Origin of the sequence: Nocardia sp. No.11, from assembly GCF_038752175.1 — a bacterium.
Classification (GTDB): Bacteria; Actinomycetota; Actinomycetes; order Mycobacteriales; family Mycobacteriaceae; genus Nocardia; species Nocardia canadensis.
On the sequence record NZ_JBCGFB010000047.1, the window covers coordinates 19557 to 43107 of the forward strand.

Genomic DNA, 23551 nt, shown 5'->3' on the forward strand with positions numbered 1-23551 from the left:
GAACGACAGCGGGCCGGGCTGATCGAACAGCCCGGCCCGCCGCCGTCACCGGTTGGGGTTCAGCCCGCCAGTTCCGCGCCGAGGGCGAGGAGGTGGGGAGTGGCGCCGCCGAGGGCGAATTCGTGGTGTTTGGCGGCGGTGAAGTAGTTGTGGACGATGTGGTCGCGGTCGATGCCGAGACCGCCGTGGACGTGGACGACGGTGTGGGCGACCTTGTGGCCCGCGTCGGCCGCCCAGAACTTGGCGATGTGGATGGCCTCGGCGGCGGGGAGGTCCTCGGACAGGCGCCAGGCGGCCTGGGTGACCGTCAGGCGCAGGCCGCCGATGTCGATGTAGGCGTCGGCGAGGCGCTGGGCGACGGACTGGAACGAGCCGATCGGCTTGCCGAACTGCTCGCGGGTGCGGGTGTGCTCGGCGGTCAGCTCGAGCGCGCGCTCCAGGGTGCCCAGTTGCAGGGCCGACAGGCCCAGCCAGGCGTGTTCGCGCAGCCAGGTGAGGACGTCGGCGCCGGACTCGATGCTGCCGAGCAGAGTGGCCGGGGTGGCGGCGAGCTCGACGACGAATTCGGGGCTCAGGTCGACGACCTGCTGGGCGGTGCGGGTGACCGAGGCGTGGTCCGGGTCGATCACGAAGACGCCGACACCGTTGGAGGTGATGGCGGGCACCAGGATTCGGTCGGCGCGATCGGCGTAGGCGACGGTGGTCGCGCTGCCGGTCAGCGTCCAGGCCGCACCGGCGGGCTCGGCGACGATGCCCGGCGCGGCGGTGGTGGCACGCAGTTCCTCGGCCAGCGCCGCGGTGAGCACGACCTCGCCCCGGCCCGCTCGCGCGGCCAGCTGACGCTGGTCGGCGTCGCCGAACTTCGCCAGCGCGCCCGCGCCGATGACGATCGACCACAGGTAGGGGACCGCGGCGACGACGCGGCCGAGTTCACGCAGGATCGCGGTCTGCTCGAGCATGCCGAAATCGCTGCCGCCCAGGTCTTCCGGCAGGGCCGCGGCCAGCACGCCGGTCTCGGCGAGCGACTTCCACAGCTGCTCGTCGTAGCGGCCCGCGGTGTCGAGCTCGCGCAGGCGGTCGGCGGTGACCAGCTTGGCGCAGATCTCGCCGGTCAGCCGGGCGAGATCGGTCTGGGCTTCGGTAGGGGTGAAATCCATGAGGGGATACCGGCTTTCTCAGGTCAGCGGGCGGACGCGGGCTGGCGCAGGGCGGTCATGGCGATGATGTCGCGCTGCACCTCGTTGGTGCCGCCGCCGAAGGTGAGGATCAGCGCGGCCCGGTGCATCCGCTCGAGCCGGCCGAGCATCGCCGCGCCGGGGGAGTCCTGGCGCAGGTAACCGTGCGAGCCCACGACCTCCATCAACAGGCGGTAGGCCTCGGTGGACAGCTCGGTGCCGTAGACCTTGCACGCGGAGGCGTCCCACGGCTTGGGCGCCGCCTCGCCGCCCTGGTCGGCACGGCTGGCGATCTCCCAGTTCAGCAGCTTGAGGTATTCGACCTTGGCGTAGACGCGCGCCAGGTTCAGGCGCACCCACTCCTGGTCGATCACCCGCTTGCCGTCGGGCCCGGTGGTCTCGCGCGCCCACTGGACGGTCTGGTTGACCGCGAGCGAGAGCGGCCCGGCCGAGGTCAGCGCGACGCGCTCATGGTTGAGCTGGTTGGTGATCAGCGACCAGCCGCCGTTCTCCGGCCCGACCATCGAGGAGGCGGGCACCCGCACGTCCTGGTAGTAGGTGGCGCTGGTGTCGGGCCCGGCCATCGTGTGCACCGGCGTCCAGGAGAAGCCCTCGACGTCGGTCGGCACGATGAACATCGAGATGCCCTTGTGCTTCTTGGCCGTCGGGTCGGTGCGCACCGCCAGCCAGATGTAGTCGGCGTAGGCGATGAGGCTGGTCCACATCTTCTGGCCGTTGATGACGAAGTCGTCGCCGTCGCGCACCGCGGCGGTGCGCAGCGAGGCCAGGTCGGTGCCCGCGCCGGGCTCGGAGTAACCGATGGCGAAGTGCAGTTCACCCGAGGCGATCTTGGGCAGGAAGAACTTCTTCTGCTCCTCGGTGCCGTACTGCATGATCGTCGGCGCGACCGAGTTGAGCGTCAGGAACGGCACGGGCGCGCCGGCGATGGCGGCTTCCTCGACGAAGATCAGCTGATCCATCGTCGTGCGGTCCTGGCCGCCGTACTCCTTGGGCCAGCTCAGCGTCAGCCAGCCGTCGCGGCCCATCTGGCGCACGACCTCGCGGTAGACATTGCCCTCGCCGTACTCGCCGGTCTGCAGGCTCAGCGCCGCGCGCCGTTCCGGCGTCATCAGCTGGGCGAAATACTCGCGCAGCTCGGCGCGCAATTCTTCCTGCTGCGGCGTATACGCGACGCGCATGGTTCCTACCTCGGTCTCAGCTGCGAAAACGGACGTCGGCGGGGCGCAGGGGGTGGGCCCCGCCGAAACCGATCATTGCATATGAACTGGAACATGTTCCAGTATTGACAGTGAATCGGCAGCTGTTCCGCCTCGCGGACCGTGCTGTCTGGGTTAGTGTCGCGGAGACCGCGTGGAAGGAAGTTCTCATGAAGATCATCGTCGATTTCGACCGCTGCGAAGCGAACGGCGTGTGCGTAGGAATCGCCCCTGACATGTTTGAACTCGATGACGACGACAACCTGCACGTGCTCGAGGGCGATGTGGCCGACGATCGCGTCGCCGACGTCGAGGAGGCGGTGGCGCAGTGTCCCAAGGCTGCGCTGAGGTTGGCGTGATCGACTCTTGTCGGATAGTGAAACACGTTCTAGAGTCGGCCCGATGAGTGTGATGCAGACTTCACTGGACGGCCGGGTCGCGATCGTGACCGGCGCAGGCACCGGTCTCGGCCGCGCCGAGGCCCTCGCGCTGGCCGCGGCGGGTGCGGCGGTGGTCGTCAACGACCTCACCGAGGATGCCGCTGCCGAGACCATCGCCGCGATTCGCGAGCTCGGCGGCAAGGCGGAGTTCGTCGGCGGCAGCATCGCCGAGCGCGCCACCGCCGACGCCCTGATCTCGACCGCCCAGGAATCCCTCGGCGGCCTCGATATCGTCGTCAACAACGCGGGCATCACCCGCGACCGCATGCTGTTCAACATGTCCGACGAGGACTTCGACGCGGTGATCGCCGTGCACCTGCGCGGACACTTCCTGCTCTCGCGCAACGCGGGCGCCTACTGGCGCGCGGCATCCAAGGCCGCGGGTGCGCCGGTCTACGGTCGGCTGGTCAACACCTCCTCGGAGGCGGGCCTGCTCGGGCCGGAGGGTCAGGCGAACTACGGCGCGGCCAAAGCGGGCATCACCGCGCTGACGCTGTCGGCCGCGCGTGGCCTGTCCCGCTTCGGTGTGCGGTCCAACGCGATCTGCCCGCGGGCCAGGACCGCGATGACCGAGGCCGTGTTCTCCGATGCGCCCGAGGGCTCGGTCGACCCGCTCGCGCCCGAGCATGTGGCCAAGCTCGTCGCCTATCTCGCCTCGCCCGCCGCCGAGGCGGTGAACGGCCAGGTCTTCGTCGTCTACGGCCCGATGGTCGCCCTGATGGCGGCTCCCGAGGTGGAGGCCCGCTTCGACGCCGCGGGCGCCGAATGGTCCGAGGCCGACCTCGCCTCGACGCTGCACGGCTACTTTGCCGAGCGTCCCGCCGACCACACGTTCTCGGCCCGCTCGCTGCGCGATCTGGGCTGATCGCCGAACCACCGATTTGCCGGGTGTTGGCTCGCCGCGCGCCACGACGGGCATGTCTGCCGAGTTGTGTTGATCACAGGTCCAGGTGTTGGTAGACATGAGCGTCGGGGTGTGTGACGGCTCACAGGAGGTAAAAGGCATTCGGTCAGTTTTCGTTTCAGTTTCGACGGCACATTTCGTGAAAAAGTCCTGGTAATAGTCTCCCCAAATGGCAGACATCAACAGGAACATGTTCTAGTCTTTGGGCAGTCTTCAGAACGGGGTGGCAGTGCAGTACGGGTACGCGGGTCGATCGATCCGCCCGTCCAAGAAGGAGGAATTCGCGTGAACGACCTCCTTGCTGTCCCGTTGCGGGCGGTCGGCGGATTCTTCGAACTCGGCGCGGACGTGGCCAAGGCCGCGGTCCGGCGCCCGTTCCAGTGGCGTGAGTTCATCGACCAGTCGTGGTTCGTCGCTCGCGTGTCGATCGTGCCGACGCTGTTGGTGGCGATTCCGTTCACGGTGCTGGTTGTCTTCACTCTCAACATCCTGTTGCGCGAGATCGGTGCCGCCGACCTCAGTGGGGCGGCCGCCGCGTTCGGCGCCGTCACGCAGGTCGGGCCCATCGTCACGGTGCTGATCGTGGCCGGCGCGGGCGCCACCGCGATCTGCGCCGACCTCGGTGCGCGCACCATCCGCGAAGAGATCGACGCGATGAAGGTGCTCGGCATCGACCCGGTCAGCCGCCTGGTCGTGCCCCGCGTGCTCGCCTCGATGTTCGTGGCGTTGATGCTCAACAGCCTCGTGTGCACCGTCGGCATCGTCGGTGGCTTCGCCTTCTCGGTCTTCCTGCAGGGGGTGAACCCCGGTGCGTTCGTCAACGGCATTCCGCTGCTGACGAACCTGCCCGAGCTGATCATCTCGGAGATCAAGGCCGGTCTGTTCGGGCTGATCGCCGGAATGGTCGCCTGCTATCTCGGATTGCAGGTGAAAGGCGGCCCCAAGAGTGTCGGTGACGCGGTGAACCAAACAGTGGTGTTCGCCTTCATGGCCCTGTTCGTGGTGAATGTTGTCGTCACCGCGATCGGCTTGAAATTCACGGTGCGGTGACCGAAATGGCATTCATTGTTCGCAGCAAGTTCCCGCGCACGGTCCGTCGTTTCGAGCGCGCCTCGAAATCCGTGGATTCCCTGGGTGACAAGGCGATCTTTTTCGTCAAGGCGCTCGCCTCGGTGCCGCGCGCACTGGTGCACTACCGCACCGAGACCATCCGGCTGATCGCCGAGATCAGCATGGGCAGTGGCGCTTTGGCGGTGATCGGCGGCACGGTCGTGATCGTCGGCTTCCTGACGCTGATGGCGGGCGGCACTATCGCGGTGCAGGGCTACAGCTCGCTCGGCAATATCGGCGTCGAGGCGCTGACCGGCTTCTTCGCCGCCTTCATCAATGTCCGCATCGCCGCGCCGGTGATCTCCGGGATCGGTCTGGCCGCCACCATCGGCGCCGGTGCTACCGCCCAGCTGGGCGCGATGCGGGTGGCCGAGGAAATCGACGCGCTGGAATCGATGGCGATCCGGCCGGTTCCATTCCTCGTCGGTACCCGGGTGCTGGCCGGCCTGATCGCGATCGTGCCGCTCTACGCGCTCGCGGTGATCGCCTCCTTCCTCGCCAGCCGCTTCGCGACGGTGGTGATCTACGGACAGTCGGCCGGTGTCTACGACCACTACTTCTCGACGTTCCTCATTCCGAGCGACATTCTGTGGTCGTTCATCCAGGCGATCGTCATGGCGCTGGCCGTCATGCTGATCCACACCTACTTCGGTTTCACCGCCGCGGGCGGCCCGGTGGGCGTCGGTGTCGCGGTCGGTAACGCGGTGCGGGCCTCGCTGGTCGCGGTCGTCACAGTGACGCTGCTGATCTCGCTGGCCATCTACGGCACCTCCGGCAACTTCCACCTCTCGGGATAGCGCGATGGATACCAATCGGTTCGTTGCCGCCATGCAGGGCGGGCTCGGGCGCAAGCTCGCCGCGCTCGCGCTGGTCGGCCTGCTCGTCGCGGGCGCCTGGCTCGCGATAGCGCTGTTCCAAGGCGCGTTCACCAACACCGCTGTGGTGCTGGTCGATACGCCACGCACCGGCCTGGTCCTCGACCCCGACGCCAAGGTGAAGGTGCGCGGTGTCGAGATCGGCCGGGTCACCGACATCGACCTGCGCGCCGACGGGGCCCAGCTGCGGCTCGAAGTCGACCCCGACCAGCTGAAACTGGTGCCCGCCAACGCCGGCGTCGACATCCGCTCGACCACGGTGTTCGGTGCCAAGTACGTGAACTTCGTCGTCCCCGAGCAGCCGTCCGCCACGGCGCTGGCCCCGGGCAGCACGGTGGCGGTGAGCTCGGTGACCGTCGAGTTCAACACGCTGTTCCAGCATCTGTCCGATGTGCTCGCCCAGGTCGAGCCGGAGAAGCTCAACGCGACGCTGACCGCGCTGGGCACCGCGCTGGAAGGCCGAGGCGACAAGCTGGGCGATCTGCTGGTGCGTTCGGATCGCTATCTGCGCGAACTCAATCCGTACCTGCCGACCCTGCAGTCCGATCTGGACAAGACCGCCGCCGTGACCGGCCTCTACGCCGAGGTCACCGATCCGCTGTTGCGCACGGTCGACAACGCGACCGGTACGTCGCAGACGATCACCGAGATGCAGGGCCAGCTCGACAACGTGCTGGTCAACGTGATCGGGCTGTCCGACACGGTGGGATCGGTACTGCGCGAGAACGAACGCGATCTGGTGACCGCGCTCGACCTGCTGCGGCCGACGACCGGCCTGCTGTTCGAGTACGCCCCCGCACTGCGCTGCATCATCGACGGCCTCGGCCCGCTGGTGCCGATCGCCGAGGAGATGATGGGTGGACGACTGCCGGGTGTCGGCATGAACGCCAGCTTCATGCTCGGTGCCCAGCCCTACACCTATCCGAACGACCTCCCCAAGGTGAACGCCACCGGCGGCCCGCGCTGTGAGGGCGTGGTGGACCGGGTACCGAACAGCCATTCGAACTATCTGGTGACCGATACCAGCGAGGGCACGGTGTACACGCCGAACACCCAACACGAATTCCACGGTGTGCCAAAGGTATTCCAGCTGCTGCTGGACGGATTGCCGGGAGTGACGCGGTGAGGAACACGGGAACGACGATCAAACTGGCGATCTTCACCGTGGTGATGACGCTGGTGTTCGCCGGCCTGGCCATCGTCTTGAGTCAGGCCCGGTTCTCCAGCGAGAACGGCTATCGCGCGGTGTTCACCAGCTCCTCGGGCATGTTGCCGGGCGCCAAGGTACGCATCGCCGGTGTGCCGGTGGGCTCGGTGACCTCGGTGAAGGTCGGCGACGACAACTTCGCGCACGTCGAGTTCGACGTCGACACCAAGTACGCGGTGCTGGCCAGCACCCGGGCGGCGATCAAATACGAGAACCTGGTCGGCGACCGCTACCTGGAACTGATGGAGGGGCCGGGCTCGGCTCGGCGCCTGTCCGATGGCGACACCATCGGTCGCGAGCAGACCTCGCCCGCACTGGATCTGGACCTGCTGCTCGGCGGATTCAAGCCGCTGCTGCGCGGGCTCGATCCGGCACAGGTCAACGACCTCACCGAGGCATTGCTGCAGATCTTCCAGGGACAGGGCGGCACGCTGGTCTCCCTGCTGAACAGCGGCGGGAACTTCGCCAGGACCCTGGCCGACCGGGACGCGTTGATCGGCAGCGTGATCGATAACTTGAACACCGTGCTGGCCACCATCGCCGACCGCGGTGATCAGTTCGCCACCACCATCGACGAACTGCAGCGCCTGGTCAGCGACCTGTCCGCGCAGCGTGACCCGATCGGCAACGCGTTGCCGCGGATCGCGGGCGCGACCCAGGAACTCAACGACCTGCTGGTGCAGGCTCGCCCCGATCTGCGCAACACCATCGAACAGACCGGCAGGCTCGCCACGAATCTGGACGAGGGTTCCGACCACATCGAATGGGTGCTCGGAAAGCTGCCGGACACCTACAAGAAGCTCATCCGGATCGGTGCCTATGGTTCTTTCCTGCAGCTGTACATCTGCGGTACCAACTTCCTGATCAGCGGCCCCAACGGCGAGCCGATGGAAGTTCACGCACCGGGTCTGCAGGCGACCGGAAGGTGCACGCCCAATGAATGAGAACAAGTCGTCAGCGGCGACGATCGGTATCGTCGGTGTGGTTCTGGCGGTGACGATCTCGCTCGCGACGCTGCAATTCACCGAGCTGCCCTTCATCCGTTCGGGAGCGACCTTCACCGCGAACTTCCTCGATGCGGGCGGCCTGGTGCCGGGCGACCCGGTGCACGTGGCCGGTGTGCGTTCCGGCGAGGTGCGGCAGGTCAGCCTCGACGGTGACAAGGTCCTGGTGAAGTTCGACCTCGACGAGTCGATCGTGCTGGGCGAGAAGACGACCGCCGCGATCAAGACGAACACGGTACTCGGCCGCAAATCCTTGGACGTGGTGCCGAACGGTCCCGGCGCGATCGACACCGGCGACACCATTCCGCTCGACCGCACCACCTCGCCCTATTCGCTCAACGAAGCACTGAGTGATCTCGGCGGGACCGTGCGCGATCTCGATCTGGATCAGGTCGACCAGACCCTCGACACCCTGTCGACGGCCTTCGCCGATACCCCGGGCCCGCTGCGCAACGCGCTCGACGGTGTCACCGCGTTGTCGCGCAGCATCAATGTGCGCGACCAGGCGCTGACCGACCTGCTGGCCCGGGCGCAGAACGTCACCAAGATCCTGGCCGACCGCAGCACCCAGCTCAATACGCTGCTCATCGACGGCAACGAACTGCTCGGCGAACTCGATCGGCGCCGCGCGGCGATCAACCAGCTCGTCGTCTACATCGACGACGTGGCCAGGCAGCTCTCGGGCCTGGTCGCCGACAACGAGCCGCAGATGCGGCCGACGCTGGACCGCCTGAACTCGGTGCTCGCGCTGCTCCAGCGCAACGAACAGAACCTCAACCAGGCACTCGACGGCCTCGGCCCCTACGCCGCAGCGCTCGGCGAACAGGTCGGCAACGGGCCCTGGTTCAACGCCTACGTGGTGAACGCGACAAGTACCGAATTGCGTCCGCTCGTCGATGCGCTGGTCTGGCCGGAACAGGTGCCGCAGGACGTGATCGACATCTTCACCAACCCGAGGACGCCCTACATCGCTCCTGCTGAAAAGGATCCCCCGCGATGAGCTTGAGCCAGCAGGTGCGCGGGTTGCCGCGCTGGACGATCGCGGTGGCGGTGGTGGTGATCGCGGCATTGGTCGCGGTCGGCGTCTACCTCGTCACCGGCGCCGGGAAGAACACGGTGACCGCGTCGTTCACCTCCACCACCGGCCTGTACGCCGGCGACGAGGTCCGGGTACTCGGCGTCACCGTCGGCAGCATCGACTCGATCGAACCGGGCAAGGGCCAGGTACGAGTGAAGATGAGCATCGACAGCGATGTCGATCTGCCCGCGGACGCGCGCGCCGTGATCATCGCGCCGTCACTGGTGGCGGCCCGCTTCGTACAGATCGCGCCCGGCTACAACGGTGGCCCGAAACTGGCCGACGGGGCCCAGATTCCGCTCGAGCGCACGGCGGTGCCGGTGGAGTGGGACGAGATCAAGGCCGAGCTGACCAAGTTGTCGGCGGCCCTCGGTCCGGTCGGTGACGACGAGCAGGGCTCCTTCGGCCGCTTCGTCGACACCGCGGCCGACAACCTCGACGGGAACGGGAAGAAGTTCCGCGACACCCTGCGTGAACTGTCCGCGACCATGACCACCCTGTCCGACGGGCGAACCGACCTGTTCGGCACCATTCGCAACCTGCAGAAGTTCGTCGAGGTGCTCTCGGCGAGCAACGAGCAGATCGTGCAGTTCAGTGGCCGCCTGGCGTCGGTGTCCTCGGTGCTGGCCGGCGCGTCGCAAGAACTCGGCGCCGGGCTGGACAGTCTCGATGTGGCGCTCGCCGATGTGAAGCGGTTCCTCGACGGCACCGGCGGCGAGCTGACCGAGGGTGTCGAGCGGCTCGCCGATGTCACCCAGACGCTGGTCGACAAGCGGCCCCAGCTCGAACAGGTGCTGCACTCCGGCCCGACCGCGATGGTGAACTTCTATCAGCTCTACAAGCCCGCTCAGGGCTCGCTCACCGGCGCGGTCGCCCTGAACAACAGCGCGAGTCCACTCAGCTTCCTGTGTGGTTCGATCCGGGCGCTCGAGAACAACAACTCCGACAAGTCCGCCGACCTGTGCGCGGAGTTCCTGGCACCGGTGATCAGTTCGCTGGCTATGAATTACGTGCCGGTCATGACCAACCCGGCCAGCGGCGTGACGGCTTTCCCGGAGCAGCTGGTGTACAGCGACCCGAGCCTGGCCGGTGCCGGCCAGCCGAACTCGGCGCCCGCCGCCGCCCCGATCACCGTGCCCGAAGGTCTTGCCGGGCTTGCCGTTCCAGGAGGACAGCGATGAGGCGCCAACGCGCACTCGCCGGGCTGGCCGTCGGCGTCGCCGTCGCGCTCGGCACCACCGGCTGTCAGTTCGACGGGCTCAACTCCCTGCCCATGCCCGGTTCCGAGGGCCGCATGGCCGGCTCCTACACCGTGCGGATCCAGATGCCCAATGTCACCACCCTGACCCGGAATTCGCCGGTGCGGGTGGACGATGTCGAGGTCGGCAACGTCACCGGGATCGAGGTCGAGGGCTGGCACGCGCTGGTGACGGTCTCGCTCAACCCCGATGTGCGCCTGCCCGCCAACGCGGTCGCCAAGATCGGCCAGACCAGTCTGCTCGGCAGCAACCACGTCGAGCTGTCCGAGCCGACGACGGTCGCGCCGACGGGCCAGTTGCGCGACGGCGACGTCATCCCGCTCGAGCGGGCCGGCGCCTATCCGACCACCGAGCAGGTGCTGTCCTCGTTGTCGGTGGTGCTCAACGGCGGTGGTATCGCCCAGCTCGAGACCATCACCACCGAGCTGAACGCGATGGTGAACGGCCGCGAGGCCGAGATCGCCGACCTGTTGCCCCAGCTCAACGAGCTGACCACCGGTCTGGAGCGGCAGACCGGCAGCATCATCGCCGCGATGGAAGGCCTGGACCTGCTCGCGGTGCGCCTGGCCGATCAGCGTGACGTGATCGCCGAGGCGATCGAGCAGATCCATCCCGCGCTCACCGCGCTGGCCGACCGGTCGGCGAACATCACCACCGCGATCACCGCGCTCGGTGAGCTCGGCGACGTCAGCGAACGACTCATCAAGACCAGCGGCGACGATCTGGTGGCCAATCTCCGCAGTCTCGGTCCCGTGCTGAAGACGCTGGCCGACACCGGCAACAACCTGGTCCAGGCGCTGGGCATCCTGCCGACCTTCCCGTTCCCGATCCGGAACATCGACAACGCGATCATGGGCGACTACATGAACTTGTTCATCACGTTCGACCTGACCGCCAGTCGGCTCGACAGCAACTGGCTCACCGGCACTCCGCTGGGCGGTCGCTTCGGTGGCGTCGAAGGCGTCGTCGGCTCGTTCGCGCCGTCGACCGCGACCGACGCGGGCAACCCGGCGACCACGCCGCTGGGCGCACCGGCGAGCCCGGGGCCCACGCTCAATCTGCCCGGGCTGCCGCCCATCCCCGGTCTGCCCGCCATCCCCGGACTCACCGCGCCACTGCCGGGCCAGGAAGGGGCGGGTCGATGAAACTCACCCGGTTCGTGCGAGCCCAGCTCGTGATCTTCGCGGTGCTCACGGTGATCGGCCTCGTCGTGATGAGCGTCAGCTACCTGCAGTTGCCCGCGATGTTCGGCATCGGCCGATACGCGGTGACCGTGCAGCTGGCCGCCACCGGCGGTCTCTACCCCACCGCGAATGTCTCCTACCGCGGGCAGAACATCGGCAAGGTCGAGGCGGTCCGGCTGACGACGGCCGGAGTCGAAGCGGATCTGTCGATCGACAGCGACTACAAGGTGCCCGCCGATGCGAGCGCGTGGGTGCGCAGTGTCTCGGCGATCGGCGAGCAGTATGTCGACCTGGTGCCCACCGAGCAGCCGTCGGAGGCGAATCTGCGTGACGGCTCGGTGATTCCGGAGCAGCGTACCCATCTGCCCCAGGACGTCGGCACGATGCTGGACCAGGCCGACAAGCTGCTCCAGTCGGTCGCCGACACCCGCCTGCGGCAGGTCATCGACGAGGCGTTCCTCGCCTTCAACGGCGCGGGCCCCGATCTACAGCGGTTCATCGACTCGGCCGCGCTGCTGGTGCAGCAGGCCGAAACCGATATCGAGCCCACCAAGAAGCTGCTCGACCAGATCGGTCCGCTGCTGGACACCCAGACGCGTTCCGCGGACGATATCCGTTCCTGGACGGCGGATCTGGCCACGGTCACCGATCAGCTGCGCGAGCACGATCCGGCCCTGCGCAGCCTGTTGAACAACGGCCCTTCCGCGATGGAAGTGGTGAACAAGCAGTTCCAGGGGCTGCGCCCGACCCTGCCGCTGCTGGCCAGCAACCTGGTGAGCCTCGGACAGGTCGGGGTGACCTACAACGCGAGCGTGGAGCAGCTCCTGGTTGTCTTCCCGCCGCTGATCGCGGCGCTGCGGACCGCTATCCGCGGGCCGATCCAGTACGGCGTGATGGTCGACTTCATGACCGTCCTCAACGACCCGCCCGCCTGCACCACCGGCTTCCTGCCCGCGGATCAGTGGCGGGAACCGAGCGACCTGACCCCGATGGACACCCCACCCGGGCTCTACTGCAAGGTGCCGCAGGACTCGAACATCGCGGTTCGCGGCATCCGCAACACCCCGTGCATGGAATTCCCCGGCGTCCGGGCACCCACGCCCGAACTGTGCCGGACGGGGTTCGTGCCGCAGGGCAACAACCCGCCGTTCGGGCCGGTTCAGCCGGTCGCTCCGGCGTCGGCACCGGCAGGCGCATCGACGGGCGGTGTGACCCCCGCCGCAGCGCGCCCCTATGATCCGTCCACGGGCAGCTATCTGGGCACGGACGGACGCACGTACCGCCAAGGTGACATCGCCGAGGACGGCTCGGGCACCGTGCCGGCCAGCTGGCAGGCGATGTTGGAGGAGCAGCAACGATGAACGACAACGACAACCGCCGCCCGCGCAGGCGGGCCGCACGCTCGGCCGGGCCACCGGTCGAGGAGACGGCGGCCGAGACAGTCACCATCAGCAAGAGCGAAACCGCATCACCGTCGGCGGCGCTGGACGCGGAGGCCACGGCGAAGATCGCCGGAAACTCGGCCGCCGGCACAGCGGTGAAGCCGGCGGATGTCACCGTCCAGCTCGCGGCGAGCGAGCCTGCCGAATCCGGCGGCGCGGCGGCGCCTCGCGCGCGTGGCGGCATCCTGGCGCTCACCGCGGCGATCCTGCTCGTCCTCGCCCTGGTCGCCGGGGCCGGCTACGCGGCCTTCACCGCCTACTCGGTGAACCGGGACGAGGATCTGCGAGCGCAGTACACCGAGACCGCCCGTCAGGCGGTGCTGAACCTCACCACGATCCGCGCGCAGACGGCCAAGGAAGACATCGACCGCATCCTGGCGGTGGCCTCCGGTGACTTCAAGACCGAGTTCGACGGTCGCGTCGATCCGTTCATGGACGTCGTCAAGCAGGCGAATGTGGTCTCCTCCGGCGAGGTCGTCGAATCGGGCATCGTCACCGCCGACGCCGACTCCGCGCAGGTTCTCGTCGCCGCCAAGCAGACGGTGAGCAACAACGGCTCGCCCGAACCGCAGTCGCGGCAGTACCGATTCCGGGTCACCGTGTCGAACAGCGACACCGGCATGACCGTGTCGAAGGTGGAGTTCGTCGGATGAGCCAGCGTATGAAGATCGTCTTCGGCGGCCTCGCCGCCCTCGGCCTGATCGCGGCGGTGGTGCTCGGGGTGAGCGGCTACCAGCTGTGGCAGCACGACCGGACCGAGCAGGCCCGCAGCGACGCGATGAGCACGGCGAGCCGCACGGTCAGCGCCATGTTCACCTACGAGCCCGCCACCGTCGACACCGAGCTGCCCAAGGCGGCCGACGGCCTGACCGAGTCCTTCCGCAACGACTACCTGAAGCTGATCAAGGAAGCCATCGCGCCGGGCGCGAAGGAGAAGCAGCTCACCGTCAAGGCCACGACCCAGGCCGAGGGCATCGTCTCGGCCGAGCCCGAGCATGCGGTGGTGCTGCTCTACCTGAACCAGCTGACCACCAGCAAGGACACCCCGAACGGCACCGCCTCCGGCAGCCGGGTGCGGGTAACGATGGACAAGTCCGGGGACCGCTGGCTGGTCGCACAGGTCACGCCGGTCTGAATCCCCGCGAGAATCGCTGTTTCCGTGGCCGTCGGCCCGGCCTGACTCAGGCCGGGCCGCGGTTGTCTCGGGGTAGCCGCACGACGAAGGTCGCCCCGCCGCCCGAGGTCCGCCGCACCCGGACCGTGCCGCCGTGTGCGGCGACCAGCGCGGCCACGATGGACAGCCCGAGGCCCGTGCCGCCGCTGCTGCGGGTGCGTGAGGAGTCGGCGCGATAGAACCGCTCGAAGATCCGCGCCGATTCCTCCGTGGACAAGCCGGGGCCGGTGTCGGCGACTTCGAGGAGTACCTCGTCCTGGGCGGGGGTCAGTCGCACCGTGATCGCGGTGCCGTCGGGGGTGTGGGTCCGGGCGTTGTTGAGCAGGTTGGTCAGGATCTGGCGCAGCCGGTGGTCGTCGCCCAGGATCTCCAAGGTGCCCGTGCCGTCGGCGATCTCGAGGGTGATCGGCCGGTGCTCGCCCTGCGCGGCCTCCACCGCGCGAGCGCTGTGCACGGCGTCGCCGGCGATCGCGAGCAGGTCGACCGGCGTCAGGTCGACGGGGCGTTGCGCGTCGAGCCTGGCCAGCATGAGCAGGTCTTCCACCAGCAGGCCCATCCGCTGTGCCTCGTGTTCGATGCGATTCATGAACATCGCCGGATCGCCGGTCGCGCCCTGCCGGTACAGCTCGGCGAAACCGCGGATGGTGGTGAGCGGAGTGCGCAGTTCGTGACTGGCGTCGGCGACGAAACGCCGCATCCTGGCCTCGGATTCGCGCGCGGCGGCCTCGGAGGCCGCGGTCGCGGCGAAGGCCTGCTGGATCTGGGTGAGCATGCTGTTGAGCGAGCGCGAGAGCCGGTCGACCTCGGTGTCGGTGCCGCGCACCGGAACCCGGCGATGCAGTTGACCCTCCGCGATCGCCGCCGCGGTGGCCTCGACCCGGCGCAGCGGCCGCAGACTACCGCGCACCACGAAGTAGGCGGCCACGGCCAGGGCGATCAGCACGATCGCGCCCACCACCAGCTGCAACACGACGAGATTGCGCACGGTCTCGATGTTCTCGGTGAGCGGCCACGCCACGGTCGCGGTCGCGCGATGCCCGTTGACGGTCAGCACGCGCCACTGATCGGTCGAATCGCCCTGCGAGCCGACGGTAACCGGTTGGAGCGCAGGGGGATTCGGGAGGTCAGGAATGGCGTCGGTGCCGAAGACGTTGTCCAGCGTGATGTTTCGGGTGCCGTCGGTGCTCGCGGCGGTGAGGTAGTACCGTCCCGGCGGCTGCCGATCCGACGACGGGGTGGGCAGGGGTGGCGCGGGCAGCCCGACCCGGCGCTCCCATTCGATCGCGGCATCGGTCAGCTGCTGGTCGGTGCGGTTGCGCAGCGAGTTCTCCATCGCCTTGGTGACGACGAAACCCGAAGCGATCAAACCGAATCCGGCCAGGGCGACCAGCATCAGCACCAGCGTCACGCGCAGCGGGATCGCCGAGAACCTGCGGGCGACGCGGGCGCGCAGACTCATCGCGCGACCGGCTCCCGCATGACGTACCCGACGCCACGCAGGGTGTGGATCAACCGCTGTTCACCGGTGTCGACCTTCTTGCGCAGATACGACACGTAGGTCTCCACCACGCCGACCTCACCGCCGAAGTCGTAGCGCCACACGTGATCCAGGATGCGGGGTTTGCTGAGGACGCTCCCCGCGTTCACCATGAAATAGCGCAGCAGCGTGAACTCGGTGGGGGACAGGGCGACCGGCTCGCCCGCCTTCCACACCTCGTGGGTGTCGTCGTCGAGTTCGATGTCGGCGAAGCGCAGCCGGGTACTGGCCTGTTCGGGTGCGGTCCGGCCGGAGCGGCGCAGGATCACCCGCAGCCGGGCCACCACCTCCTCGAGGCTGAACGGCTTGGTGACGTAGTCGTCGGCGCCCAGGGTCAGGCCGGTGATCTTGTCCTCGACCTCGTCGCGGGCGGTCAGGAACAGCACCGGCGCGTCGATGCCGTCGGCGCGCAACCGGCGCAGCAGGCCGAAGCCGTCCATGCCGGGCATCATCACGTCGACGATCAGCGCCTCCGGGCGGAACGCGCGGGCCTTGTCCAGGCCCTCGGCGCCGTCGCTCGCCGTCGCCACCTCGAAGCCCTGGTAGCGCAGGCTCACCGCCAGCAACTCGACGATCATCGGTTCGTCGTCGACGACGAGCACCCTGGCCTCGGGTGCTTCCGGCACACCGCTCATGGATCTCATGGTCCACCACCCGGCTGGGAGGTGGCTGCCACCACGCTGTGAGGTCGCTGTGAGCGCCTCAGCGCGACTCGCGGTACACGTCCTCGTCCTCGCTCAGCAGGGCCGCCCCGGCGACGTTGCCCTGGGAGAGGGCGTCGAGGAAGGCGCGCGCCCAGCGTTCGACGTCGTGGGTGAGCACCTGGCGGCGCATCGAGCGCATCCGGCGGCGCTTGGTGTCGCGGTCGTCGTCGAGCGCGCCGATGATGGCGTCCTTGACGCTGTCGAGGTCGTGTGGGTTGCACAGGTAGGACTGGCGCAGCTCGGCCGCGGCGCCGGTGAACTCGCTCAGCACCAGGGCGCCGTTGAGGTCGCTGTGGCAGGCCACGTACTCCTTGGCGACCAGGTTCATGCCGTCGCGCAGGGGCGTGACCAGCATGGCGTCGGCGGCGACGAAGAAGGCGATCAGTTCGTCGCGGGGGATCGGGCGGTGCAGGTAGTGCACGACCGGGTAGCCGACCCGGGCGAACTCGCCGTTGATCCGGCCCACCTGGCGTTCGATGTCGCCGCGCATCTTGATGTAGCTCTGCACCCGCTCACGGCTCGGGGTGGCCAGCTGCACCATCACCGTCTCGGCGGGGTCGACCCGGCCCTCCTCCAGCAGTTCCTGCAGGGCGTTGAGCCGGATGTCGATGCCCTTGGTGTAGTCCAGGCGGTCGACGCCGAGCATGATGTTCTTCGGATTGCCCAGCTCGGCGCGGATCTTGGCGGCCCGCTCCCGCACCGACCGGCGCCGGGAGTGTTCGTCGAGCTCGGCGGAGTCGATCGAGATGGGGAACGCGCCGACGCGCACCGTGCGGAAGCCGACCTGCACGACGCCCAGCTTGGAGCGCACGCCGATGGTGCCCCGGGAGGTGGGCTGCCCGGCTAGTCGGCGGGCCAGGTAGAGGAAGTTCTGCGCGCCGCCGGGGAGATGGAAGCCGATCAGGTCGGCACCGAGCAGGCCCTCGACGATCTCGGTCCGCCACGGCATCTGCATGAACAGCTCGACCGGCGGGAACGGGATGTGCAGGAAGAAGCCGATGGTGAGGTCGGGCCGCAGCATGCGCAGCATCTTCGGTACCAGCTGCAGCTGGTAGTCCTGCACCCAGACGGTGGCGCCCTCGGCGGCCACCTTCGCGGTCTCCTCGGCGAACCGGCGGTTGACCTCGACATAGGCGGCCCACCAGGCCCGGTCGTAGACCGGACGCACGATCACATCGTGGTAGAGCGGCCACAGCGTGCCGTTGGAGAACCCCTCGTAGTAGTCCTCGACCTCCTGCGCCGTCAGCGGCACCGGGTGCAGTTCCAGACCGTCTTCGATGATCGGCTCGACTTCGACGTCCGGGACGCCCGCCCAGCCGACCCACGCCCCCTTGTTGCTGCGCAGTACCGGTTCCAGGGCGGTCACCAGACCACCCGGGCTGCGCTTCCACCTGGTCGTTCCGTCGGGCAGGCGCTCGAGGTCGACCGGCAGCCGGTTCGCGACGACGACGAACCCCGAGCCCGCACCGGTCGGTGTGGCCGCGACGGACTCGCTGTTCTCGGACGGACGGTCGTTGGACTGTTTATCGATCATCTGGTCCACTCACGCATCCTTTGCGCGTCGCAGGGTTCGCTTTGAGGTTGTGGTAGTCGGAGGGTCAGCTGGGGCCGATGCCGAGCATCGACAGCAGCATCCGGCACTCGTCGGCGTCTTCGGCGTATGCCGCGACGACGCGCTGTGCCTGGCGAGCGGTCTCGTCGGCCAGTGGCTCGAGCTCGTCGTCGGCGATGTCGTTGGCGCTGCTCTTGGCGGCCATAGTGGTTCGTCCTCCCGGTTTCCAAACGCTCTGCGTGCGAGTAGTCAATACTATCGGTCGCCCGTGCACGGCCGATGAACTCCCGACCCGATCACCCCACCCCGGTGCAGGGTCGTGGCGGTCCCGTTACCGTGAGTGTCGGACAGCTCAACCCCGCAGAGAGGTTTGTTTCATGCCAGTGGCCACGGTGAACGGCATCGCACTGAACTATCAGGTCAAGGGCGACCGTACCAAGGGCACCGACGTCAAGGGCGGCGGTCCGCTGGTGGTGTTGATCATGGGCACCGGATCGCCCGGTCGGGTGTGGGAACTCCATCAAGTGCCCGCGCTGGTTGCGGCCGGGTACCGGGTGTGCACCTTCGACAACCGGGGTATCGCGCCGTCGTTCGAGGCACCCGGCGGCATGCGGATCGAGGAGCTGGTCGCCGACACCGCGGCGCTGATCGAATTCCTCGACGAGGGTCCCGCGCTGGTCGCTGGCACCTCGATGGGCGCCCGGGTCGCCCAGGAACTGGCGCTGGCCCGTCCCGACCTGGTCCGCAAGGCCGTGTTCATGGCCGGGCACGGCAGGCTCGACCAGTTCCAGAAGACGCTGTCGGCCGGTGAGCAGGATCTCGACGCCGCCGGTGTGCAGCTGCCCGCCAAGTTCGAGGCGGCACTGACCGCGGTGATGAATCTGTCGCCGGCGACCATGTCCGACACCAATGCCGCCCGCGACTGGCTCGACCTGTTCGAGTTCACCGGCGGGCCTGCCACGCCGGGCATCCGCGCGCAGCGGGCCATGGATCACGAGTTCAACCGGGTGGCCGCCTATCGTGCGATCACGGTGCCCTGCCTGGCAATCGGCTTCGCCGATGATAGGATGATTCCGCCTTATCTGTCGCGGGAAGTCGCCGACGCCATCCCCGGCGCCAGGTACCAGGAAATCCCGGACACCGGCCACTACGGCTACCTGGAACGCCCCGAGGCGGTCAACAAGATCCTCCTCGATTTCTTCGCGGCTTGACCGCCGAGGCTGAGGTAACCACCTACACGTAACGTCAGCCTTGCTAGGGTCGACACAACGCCCGGGGTTCGCCCCCCGAAGCGATCCCGTACACAGCGCCAGTATCCAGTGAGGTGAAATTGAGCACCAACCCCTTCGACGACGAGGACGGCCGCTTCTTCGTTCTGGTCAACGACGAAGAGCAGCACTCCCTGTGGCCCGCGTTCGCCGAGGTCCCGGCGGGTTGGCGTGTCGTGTTCGGCGAAGAGAGCCGGGCCGCGTGCGTCGAGTACGTCGAGAAGAACTGGACCGATATGCGTCCCAAGAGCCTGCGCGACGCGATGGCCGCCGACGATGCGGCTCGCGCCCAGTCCTGAGCAGTAACACCGATACTGCGCCGGGACCTCGCTGAGCGCGACGGCCGCGTGGCACCTCTACCGATGCCACGCGGCTGCCGCGTCCCGCTATGATGGTCGCTGCCCTTCGGGGCGCCTGTTCGTACCCGCCTCCTTAGCTCAGTGGTAGAGCACCGCTCTTGTAAAGCGAAGGTCGTCAGTTCAATCCTGACAGGGGGCTCTCACGGAACCCGGCCCGACAACGGGTCGGGTTCTTTGTCGGTCAGGGGCGGTCGACCCCAAGACTTTTGGGGCCACCCCGCGTCCATGCGCTGCGGTATCTTCCATGCGATCGCCGCACCAGCCGGCGCGCAGAGGGAGACGCTCCACATGTTCGACAAGTCCTTTGCGGCCGCCGTGCTCTCGGTGAGCGCCGCTGCCGTCCTCGCGGCACCGCCCGCCACCGCCGACCCGGTCAACTGGGGCGCCGTTTCCCTCAGCGTGTGGGGCAACGTCTACGCGTTTTCGGTCAACCACCCCACGGAAGCCGACGCGATTCGAGCCGCGGACCGAGCGTGCAAGGGTCAAGGCATCATCGACTGCCGGACGATGGTGACGTTCGCGGACGGCTGCGGTGCGGTCGTGACCAGTCCGCTCGCGATCGTCGCGGGATTCCCGATCGTGGGCTTCGGTAAAGGGGCGAACCCAGGGGAGGCGATTGCGGACGCCACCCGCAACCTCCCCACCGGCACCGGGAGCGCCGGTTCGTTCGATCGTGACCACGCCTGCACCTGGCTGTGATCGACAGGCCGCCGGCTCGGTCCTGACGTGGCTCCGAGTTGTTCGTAGCGCGCGACGGCAGCTCGTGCCCCAGAAAGCAGGGGCGATCGATCCACTCCGAAACAGTGGCGTTTCTCACTAGGCTCACTCGCACGCCGAACCCCGGCGTACCTGTTCGAGAGGGATCCTCGTGAAACGCTTCGCCATCCTCGCCGCCGCGGTCACCGCGTTCGGCGCCGCCTCCGCCGGGCTCGCCACCGCGACCCCGGCGCAGTCCGCCTCGGGTCAGCCGACGACGGCCCAGCCGGTCGTCCTGCAGACCGGCTCGGCCGTGATCGACCTGCTCGCCTACTTCGCCGCGGGCTGCTTCGGCAGCTGGAGCCCCGCCCCGCCCCCGCACTGCGTCACGCAGTGACCGCTCGATCCTGACCGGTCAGGCCCCCGACCTGTGTCGACGCGGCGGGGGCCGTACGGCCTGGCCGCCTCAGGCCGGGACGTTGGCCTCGTAGCCGAGTTCCCGGAGGGCGGCCTTGATCTTGGCCTGGGCCTCGTCGAGGGACTCGGGTGTGGGGGCGGTGTCGGCGCCGGAGATGTCGAAGTCGCCCATGGTGTAGGCGGGGAAGACATGGGTGTGCAGGTGGGGGACCTCCAGGCCGGCGATGAGCAGGCCCGCGCGGGGCGCGTCGAAGGCGATGCGGACGGCCTGGCCGATCTTCTGGGCGAGGCCGGTCAGGCGCGCCATGACGGCGGGGTCGACGTCCTGCCACTGGTCGATCTCGGCGCGCGGCACGATGAGGGTGTGACCCTGGGTGACGGGGGCGATGGTGAGGAAGGCGACGAATTCGTCGTCCTCCCAGACGAAACGGCCGGGAAGCTGTCCGGCGATGATCGCGCTGAAGACGGATGCCATAGCGGCGAGCCTAGCTAGATCGCGACGAAATGCGACAGGATGCCCTGCACCTCGTAGATGTCGACCTGGCGGTTGAACCGCTGCCTGACCGGCTCGTTCCCGCTGCCGATCCAGATGTGGAGCTCGGCGTCGAGATCGAAGGTGCCCGCGGTCTCGACGGCGAAATGGGTGATCGAGCGGTAGGGGATGGAGTGGTAGCTGACCTTGCGGCCGGTGACGCCCTGCTTGTCGACCAGGATCAGCCGGCGATTGGTGAACAGCATCGCGTCGCGCACCAGCAGGTAGGCCGAATAGACCTGCTCACCCTGGCCGAACAGCTTGGCGTACTCCTGCTGCGCGGCGGCCGGGTCGATCCGGCCCGCATTGCCCATCATCCCGTCGAGCAGACCCATGCTTGCTCCCCTCGCCTTCCCCGGCGGCCGTGTCGTCGCGCCAGCCCCATTGTCCCCCAAGTGAACCCGATGCGGGTGGTGTGCGCGGGTGAATTCCCGACGCCGGGGCAGGGTTCGGATCCGTCGCCGCGGCCCGGTGACCGCTACCGGATATCGCGACGCGGTAGCGGGCTGGGGCGTGCGCAGCGGGCGTGAAGAGCGCGACTAATCTGTGACCGTGCGCGTACTCGTCATCGGTTCCGGAGCCCGTGAACATGCCCTCGTCCTGGCGCTACGCCGGGATCCGTCGGTGACGGCGGTGATCGCCGCCCCGGGCAATCCCGGCATCGGACAACATGCCGAACTACGTCCGGTCGACCCGTGCGCGGCCGAGGACGTCGTCGCGCTGGCCACCGAGGTCGCCGCCGATCTCGTGGTGATCGGCCCCGAGGTGCCGCTGGTGCTCGGCATCGCCGACGCCGTGCGTGCGGCCGGATTCCCGGTCTTCGGCCCGTCCAAGGACGCGGCCCGGATCGAGGGCTCGAAGGCGTTCGCCAAGGACGTGATGGCGGCCGCCGGTGTGCGGACCGCGCACAGCGAGATCGTCGACACCCCGGCCGACCTGGACGCCGCGCTCGATCGCTTCGGTCCGACCTGGGTCGTCAAGGACGACGGGCTGGCCGCGGGCAAGGGCGTCGTGGTGACCGACGACCGTCGCGCGGCCCGCGATCACGGCGCCGAGCTGCTCGAACAGGGCCACCCGGTGCTGCTCGAGTCGTTCCTGGACGGCCCGGAGGTGTCGCTGTTCTGCCTGGTCGACGGCGAGACCGTGGTCCCGCTGCTGCCCGCGCAGGACCACAAGCGCGTCGGCGACGGCGATTCCGGCCCGAACACCGGCGGCATGGGCGCCTACACGCCGCTGCCGTGGCTGCCAGAGGAGACGCTGACCGAGATCGTCGAGGATGTGGTGAAGCCGGTCGCGGCCGAGCTGGTCCGCCGGGGCAGCTCGTTCTCCGGGCTGCTGTACGCCGGTCTGGCCGTCGGCACCAACGGTCCCGCGGTCGTCGAGTTCAACTGCCGCTTCGGCGATCCCGAGACCCAGGCCGTGCTGGCCCTGCTGGACAGCCCGTTCGCCGAGCTGCTGCACGCCACCGCCACCGGTCGCCTGGCCGAGGTCGAACCGCCGCGCTGGAAGGACGGCTCCGCGATCACCGTCGTGCTGGCCGCCGAGAACTACCCCGCTCGCCCGCGCACCGGTGACGTGATCACCGGCGCCGAGGACGGTGCGCTGGAAGGCGAGACGCTGGTGCTGCACGCGGGCACCGGGCAGCGCGAGGACAAGACGCTGGTCTCGGCCGGCGGCCGGGTGCTCAATGTGGTCGGGGTCGGCGCCGATCTCGCCGAGGCTCGCGAGCGCGCCTACGCGCGGCTCGCCCAGATCAAGCTGCCCGGCAGCCACTTCCGCACCGATATCGGCGCGACCGAGGTGGTCGTCCCGGAGCGCAAAGCGCAGTAGCGCGCGAATCGCGAACGAGGGGCATCGGGTCCGGAGCGGGTCCGATGCCCCTTGTCGTGTCGTCAGGTGAGCTGGAGGCCGTGCGTGGCGAGCCAGGCCTGCGGGTCGACGTGGTTGCCGTTCTGGACGATCTCGAAGTGCAGGTGCGGGCCGGTGGAGTCGCCGCGGTTGCCGATGCGGGCGATCTGCATGCCCGCGGGGACCCGTTCGCCGGGGGAGACGAAGAAGTCGTACATGTGGCCGTAGATGCTGATGGTGCCGTCGTCGTGCCGGATGCGCACCCACAGGCCGAAGCCCTGGGCCGGACCCGCTTCGACGACCGTGCCGTCGGCGACGGCGTAGATGGGGCTGCCGATGGGGGCGGCGATGTCGATGCCGCGGTGCATGGTGCCCCAGCGGGAGCCGAAACCCGAGGTGAACGCGCCCTTGGCGGGCAGACTGAAGCCGCCGAGGGAGGGGGTCGCCCCCGGCGTCACGGTCCCGGGGACCACCGGCGCCCGCGTCCCCATCCAGTCCTGCCACTCGCCCGAGGCCGCGGCCGCCGCCTCGGCCTTCGCGCGCTCGAGGGTGGCGCGGGCCGCCGCCGC

26 protein-coding genes and 1 tRNA gene are annotated in these 23551 nt (G+C 68.5%); 18 read left to right on the forward strand and 9 right to left on the reverse strand.

Translation table 11 applies throughout. From position 1 onward, the window contains the following. Positions 1–59: 59 nt before the first annotated feature. Positions 60–1157 (reverse strand): acyl-CoA dehydrogenase family protein, encoded by a 1098-nt coding sequence (locus tag V8688_RS16565; protein ID WP_218718709.1) that lies wholly within the window; start codon positions 1155–1157, stop codon positions 60–62. Between the two features lie 23 nt (positions 1158–1180). Further along, positions 1181–2374 carry an acyl-CoA dehydrogenase family protein gene (locus V8688_RS16570; protein ID WP_218718710.1) on the reverse strand — a complete coding sequence of 398 codons (1194 nt, stop codon included), beginning with the start codon at positions 2372–2374 and terminating at the stop codon, positions 1181–1183. 188 nt (positions 2375–2562) lie between these two features. Between V8688_RS16570 and V8688_RS16575 the strand changes: the two genes are divergently transcribed. The 12 genes from V8688_RS16575 to V8688_RS16630 all read left to right on the forward strand — a co-directional run bounded on the left by V8688_RS16575 (position 2563) and on the right by V8688_RS16630 (position 14030). Next, positions 2563–2751 (forward strand): ferredoxin, encoded by a 189-nt coding sequence (locus tag V8688_RS16575; RefSeq protein ID WP_019044780.1) that lies wholly within the window; start codon positions 2563–2565, stop codon positions 2749–2751. Positions 2752–2794: 43 nt separating this feature from the next. Continuing rightward, on the forward strand, positions 2795–3697 hold the full coding sequence (locus tag V8688_RS16580) for a 3-oxoacyl-ACP reductase (RefSeq protein WP_342801166.1): 903 nt from the start codon (positions 2795–2797) through the stop codon (positions 3695–3697). Between the two features lie 324 nt (positions 3698–4021). Then, positions 4022–4786 (forward strand): ABC transporter permease, encoded by a 765-nt coding sequence (locus V8688_RS16585; RefSeq protein WP_019044782.1) that lies wholly within the window; start codon positions 4022–4024, stop codon positions 4784–4786. 5 nt (positions 4787–4791) lie between these two features. Then, on the forward strand, positions 4792–5643 hold the full coding sequence (locus V8688_RS16590; RefSeq protein WP_218718712.1) for an ABC transporter permease: 852 nt from the start codon (positions 4792–4794) through the stop codon (positions 5641–5643). A 4-nt stretch (positions 5644–5647) separates the two neighbouring features. Further along, positions 5648–6847, forward strand: coding sequence for an MCE family protein (locus V8688_RS16595; RefSeq protein WP_218718713.1), 1200 nt, complete (start codon positions 5648–5650; stop codon positions 6845–6847). Further along, a complete protein-coding gene (locus tag V8688_RS16600) occupies positions 6844–7872 on the forward strand; it encodes an MCE family protein (RefSeq protein WP_218718714.1) in 1029 nt (342 codons plus the stop codon). The genes V8688_RS16595 and V8688_RS16600 overlap by 4 nt, the downstream gene beginning before the upstream one ends. Then, on the forward strand, positions 7865–8932 hold the full coding sequence (locus tag V8688_RS16605; protein ID WP_218718715.1) for an MCE family protein: 1068 nt from the start codon (positions 7865–7867) through the stop codon (positions 8930–8932). Before V8688_RS16600 ends, V8688_RS16605 begins: the two co-directional genes overlap by 8 nt. After that, entirely contained in the window at positions 8929–10191 is a 1263-nt protein-coding gene (locus V8688_RS16610; RefSeq protein ID WP_218718716.1) for an MCE family protein, read from the forward strand. The genes V8688_RS16605 and V8688_RS16610 overlap by 4 nt, the downstream gene beginning before the upstream one ends. Then, positions 10188–11414, forward strand: a complete 1227-nt coding sequence (locus V8688_RS16615) for an MCE family protein (RefSeq protein WP_316573415.1) — start codon at positions 10188–10190, stop codon at positions 11412–11414. Before V8688_RS16610 ends, V8688_RS16615 begins: the two co-directional genes overlap by 4 nt. Beyond that, on the forward strand, positions 11411–12814 hold the full coding sequence (locus V8688_RS16620; protein ID WP_218718718.1) for an MlaD family protein: 1404 nt from the start codon (positions 11411–11413) through the stop codon (positions 12812–12814). Before V8688_RS16615 ends, V8688_RS16620 begins: the two co-directional genes overlap by 4 nt. Beyond that, positions 12811–13548: a hypothetical protein gene (locus tag V8688_RS16625; protein ID WP_342801167.1), complete on the forward strand. Its 738-nt coding sequence runs from the start codon at positions 12811–12813 to the stop codon at positions 13546–13548. Before V8688_RS16620 ends, V8688_RS16625 begins: the two co-directional genes overlap by 4 nt. Beyond that, entirely contained in the window at positions 13545–14030 is a 486-nt protein-coding gene (locus tag V8688_RS16630) for a h domain protein (protein ID WP_255587827.1), read from the forward strand. The genes V8688_RS16625 and V8688_RS16630 overlap by 4 nt, the downstream gene beginning before the upstream one ends. Positions 14031–14076: 46 nt before the next feature. On the opposite strand, the gene V8688_RS16635 is transcribed toward V8688_RS16630, so the two are convergent. From V8688_RS16635 to V8688_RS16650, 4 genes are all read right to left on the reverse strand, one after another. Next, positions 14077–15528: a HAMP domain-containing sensor histidine kinase gene (locus tag V8688_RS16635; protein ID WP_342801168.1), complete on the reverse strand. Its 1452-nt coding sequence runs from the start codon at positions 15526–15528 to the stop codon at positions 14077–14079. Continuing rightward, positions 15525–16241, reverse strand: coding sequence for a response regulator transcription factor (locus V8688_RS16640; RefSeq protein ID WP_342801169.1), 717 nt, complete (start codon positions 16239–16241; stop codon positions 15525–15527). Before V8688_RS16640 ends, V8688_RS16635 begins: the two co-directional genes overlap by 4 nt. A gap of 67 nt (positions 16242–16308) precedes the next feature. Next, positions 16309–17844, reverse strand: a complete 1536-nt coding sequence (locus V8688_RS16645) for a trehalose-6-phosphate synthase (protein WP_218718722.1) — start codon at positions 17842–17844, stop codon at positions 16309–16311. A gap of 64 nt (positions 17845–17908) precedes the next feature. Further along, positions 17909–18067: a hypothetical protein gene (locus V8688_RS16650; protein WP_019044795.1), complete on the reverse strand. Its 159-nt coding sequence runs from the start codon at positions 18065–18067 to the stop codon at positions 17909–17911. Positions 18068–18239: 172 nt separating this feature from the next. Between V8688_RS16650 and V8688_RS16655 the strand changes: the two genes are divergently transcribed. The 5 genes from V8688_RS16655 (at position 18240) to V8688_RS16675 (ending at position 20582) form a co-directional block, all read left to right on the forward strand. Then, a complete protein-coding gene (locus tag V8688_RS16655; protein ID WP_218718723.1) occupies positions 18240–19073 on the forward strand; it encodes an alpha/beta hydrolase in 834 nt (277 codons plus the stop codon). Positions 19074–19192: 119 nt separating this feature from the next. Then, on the forward strand, positions 19193–19429 hold the full coding sequence (locus tag V8688_RS16660) for an MbtH family protein (protein WP_022565839.1): 237 nt from the start codon (positions 19193–19195) through the stop codon (positions 19427–19429). A gap of 127 nt (positions 19430–19556) precedes the next feature. Beyond that, positions 19557–19628, forward strand: a tRNA-Thr gene (locus V8688_RS16665). A gap of 149 nt (positions 19629–19777) precedes the next feature. Further along, complete coding sequence (locus V8688_RS16670) at positions 19778–20188, forward strand: DUF4189 domain-containing protein (RefSeq protein ID WP_218718724.1); 411 nt, start codon at positions 19778–19780, stop codon at positions 20186–20188. 169 nt (positions 20189–20357) lie between these two features. Next, positions 20358–20582, forward strand: a complete 225-nt coding sequence (locus tag V8688_RS16675; RefSeq protein WP_218718725.1) for a hypothetical protein — start codon at positions 20358–20360, stop codon at positions 20580–20582. 69 nt (positions 20583–20651) lie between these two features. Here the strand turns inward: V8688_RS16675 and V8688_RS16680 are convergent, their stop codons facing one another. Beyond that, positions 20652–21077 (reverse strand): HIT family protein, encoded by a 426-nt coding sequence (locus V8688_RS16680; protein ID WP_316573419.1) that lies wholly within the window; start codon positions 21075–21077, stop codon positions 20652–20654. Between the two features lie 14 nt (positions 21078–21091). Beyond that, complete coding sequence (locus V8688_RS16685) at positions 21092–21469, reverse strand: PH domain-containing protein (RefSeq protein WP_218718727.1); 378 nt, start codon at positions 21467–21469, stop codon at positions 21092–21094. Between the two features lie 217 nt (positions 21470–21686). Between V8688_RS16685 and purD the strand changes: the two genes are divergently transcribed. After that, complete coding sequence (purD, locus tag V8688_RS16690) at positions 21687–22964, forward strand: phosphoribosylamine--glycine ligase (RefSeq protein WP_218718728.1); 1278 nt, start codon at positions 21687–21689, stop codon at positions 22962–22964. 62 nt (positions 22965–23026) lie between these two features. On the opposite strand, the gene V8688_RS16695 is transcribed toward purD, so the two are convergent. Continuing rightward, on the reverse strand, positions 23027–23551 hold a 525-nt coding region (locus V8688_RS16695), incomplete at its 5' end, for a M23 family metallopeptidase (RefSeq protein ID WP_342801170.1).

Bases quoted from the DNA above. Each gene is read 5' to 3' on its own strand.
- V8688_RS16575 (WP_019044780.1), top strand. From the start codon at position 2,563: ATGAAGATCATCGTCGATTTCGACCGCTGCGAAGCGAACGGCGTGTGC.
- V8688_RS16655 (WP_218718723.1), top strand. From the start codon at position 18,240: ATGCCAGTGGCCACGGTGAACGGCATCGCACTGAACTATCAGGTCAAG.
- V8688_RS16565 (WP_218718709.1), bottom strand. From the start codon at position 1,157: ATGGATTTCACCCCTACCGAAGCCCAGACCGATCTCGCCCGGCTGACC.
- V8688_RS16615 (WP_316573415.1), top strand. From the start codon at position 10,188: ATGAGGCGCCAACGCGCACTCGCCGGGCTGGCCGTCGGCGTCGCCGTC.
- V8688_RS16685 (WP_218718727.1), bottom strand. From the start codon at position 21,469: ATGGGTCTGCTCGACGGGATGATGGGCAATGCGGGCCGGATCGACCCG.
- V8688_RS16630 (WP_255587827.1), top strand. From the start codon at position 13,545: ATGAGCCAGCGTATGAAGATCGTCTTCGGCGGCCTCGCCGCCCTCGGC.
- V8688_RS16580 (WP_342801166.1), top strand. From the start codon at position 2,795: ATGAGTGTGATGCAGACTTCACTGGACGGCCGGGTCGCGATCGTGACC.
- V8688_RS16650 (WP_019044795.1), bottom strand. From the start codon at position 18,067: ATGGCCGCCAAGAGCAGCGCCAACGACATCGCCGACGACGAGCTCGAG.
- V8688_RS16570 (WP_218718710.1), bottom strand. From the start codon at position 2,374: ATGCGCGTCGCGTATACGCCGCAGCAGGAAGAATTGCGCGCCGAGCTG.
- V8688_RS16645 (WP_218718722.1), bottom strand. From the start codon at position 17,844: ATGATCGATAAACAGTCCAACGACCGTCCGTCCGAGAACAGCGAGTCC.
- V8688_RS16595 (WP_218718713.1), top strand. From the start codon at position 5,648: ATGGATACCAATCGGTTCGTTGCCGCCATGCAGGGCGGGCTCGGGCGC.
- V8688_RS16610 (WP_218718716.1), top strand. From the start codon at position 8,929: ATGAGCTTGAGCCAGCAGGTGCGCGGGTTGCCGCGCTGGACGATCGCG.
- V8688_RS16635 (WP_342801168.1), bottom strand. From the start codon at position 15,528: ATGAGTCTGCGCGCCCGCGTCGCCCGCAGGTTCTCGGCGATCCCGCTG.
- V8688_RS16640 (WP_342801169.1), bottom strand. From the start codon at position 16,241: ATGAGCGGTGTGCCGGAAGCACCCGAGGCCAGGGTGCTCGTCGTCGAC.
- V8688_RS16590 (WP_218718712.1), top strand. From the start codon at position 4,792: ATGGCATTCATTGTTCGCAGCAAGTTCCCGCGCACGGTCCGTCGTTTC.
- V8688_RS16680 (WP_316573419.1), bottom strand. From the start codon at position 21,077: ATGGCATCCGTCTTCAGCGCGATCATCGCCGGACAGCTTCCCGGCCGT.
- V8688_RS16605 (WP_218718715.1), top strand. From the start codon at position 7,865: ATGAATGAGAACAAGTCGTCAGCGGCGACGATCGGTATCGTCGGTGTG.
- V8688_RS16625 (WP_342801167.1), top strand. From the start codon at position 12,811: ATGAACGACAACGACAACCGCCGCCCGCGCAGGCGGGCCGCACGCTCG.
- V8688_RS16670 (WP_218718724.1), top strand. From the start codon at position 19,778: ATGTTCGACAAGTCCTTTGCGGCCGCCGTGCTCTCGGTGAGCGCCGCT.
- V8688_RS16620 (WP_218718718.1), top strand. From the start codon at position 11,411: ATGAAACTCACCCGGTTCGTGCGAGCCCAGCTCGTGATCTTCGCGGTG.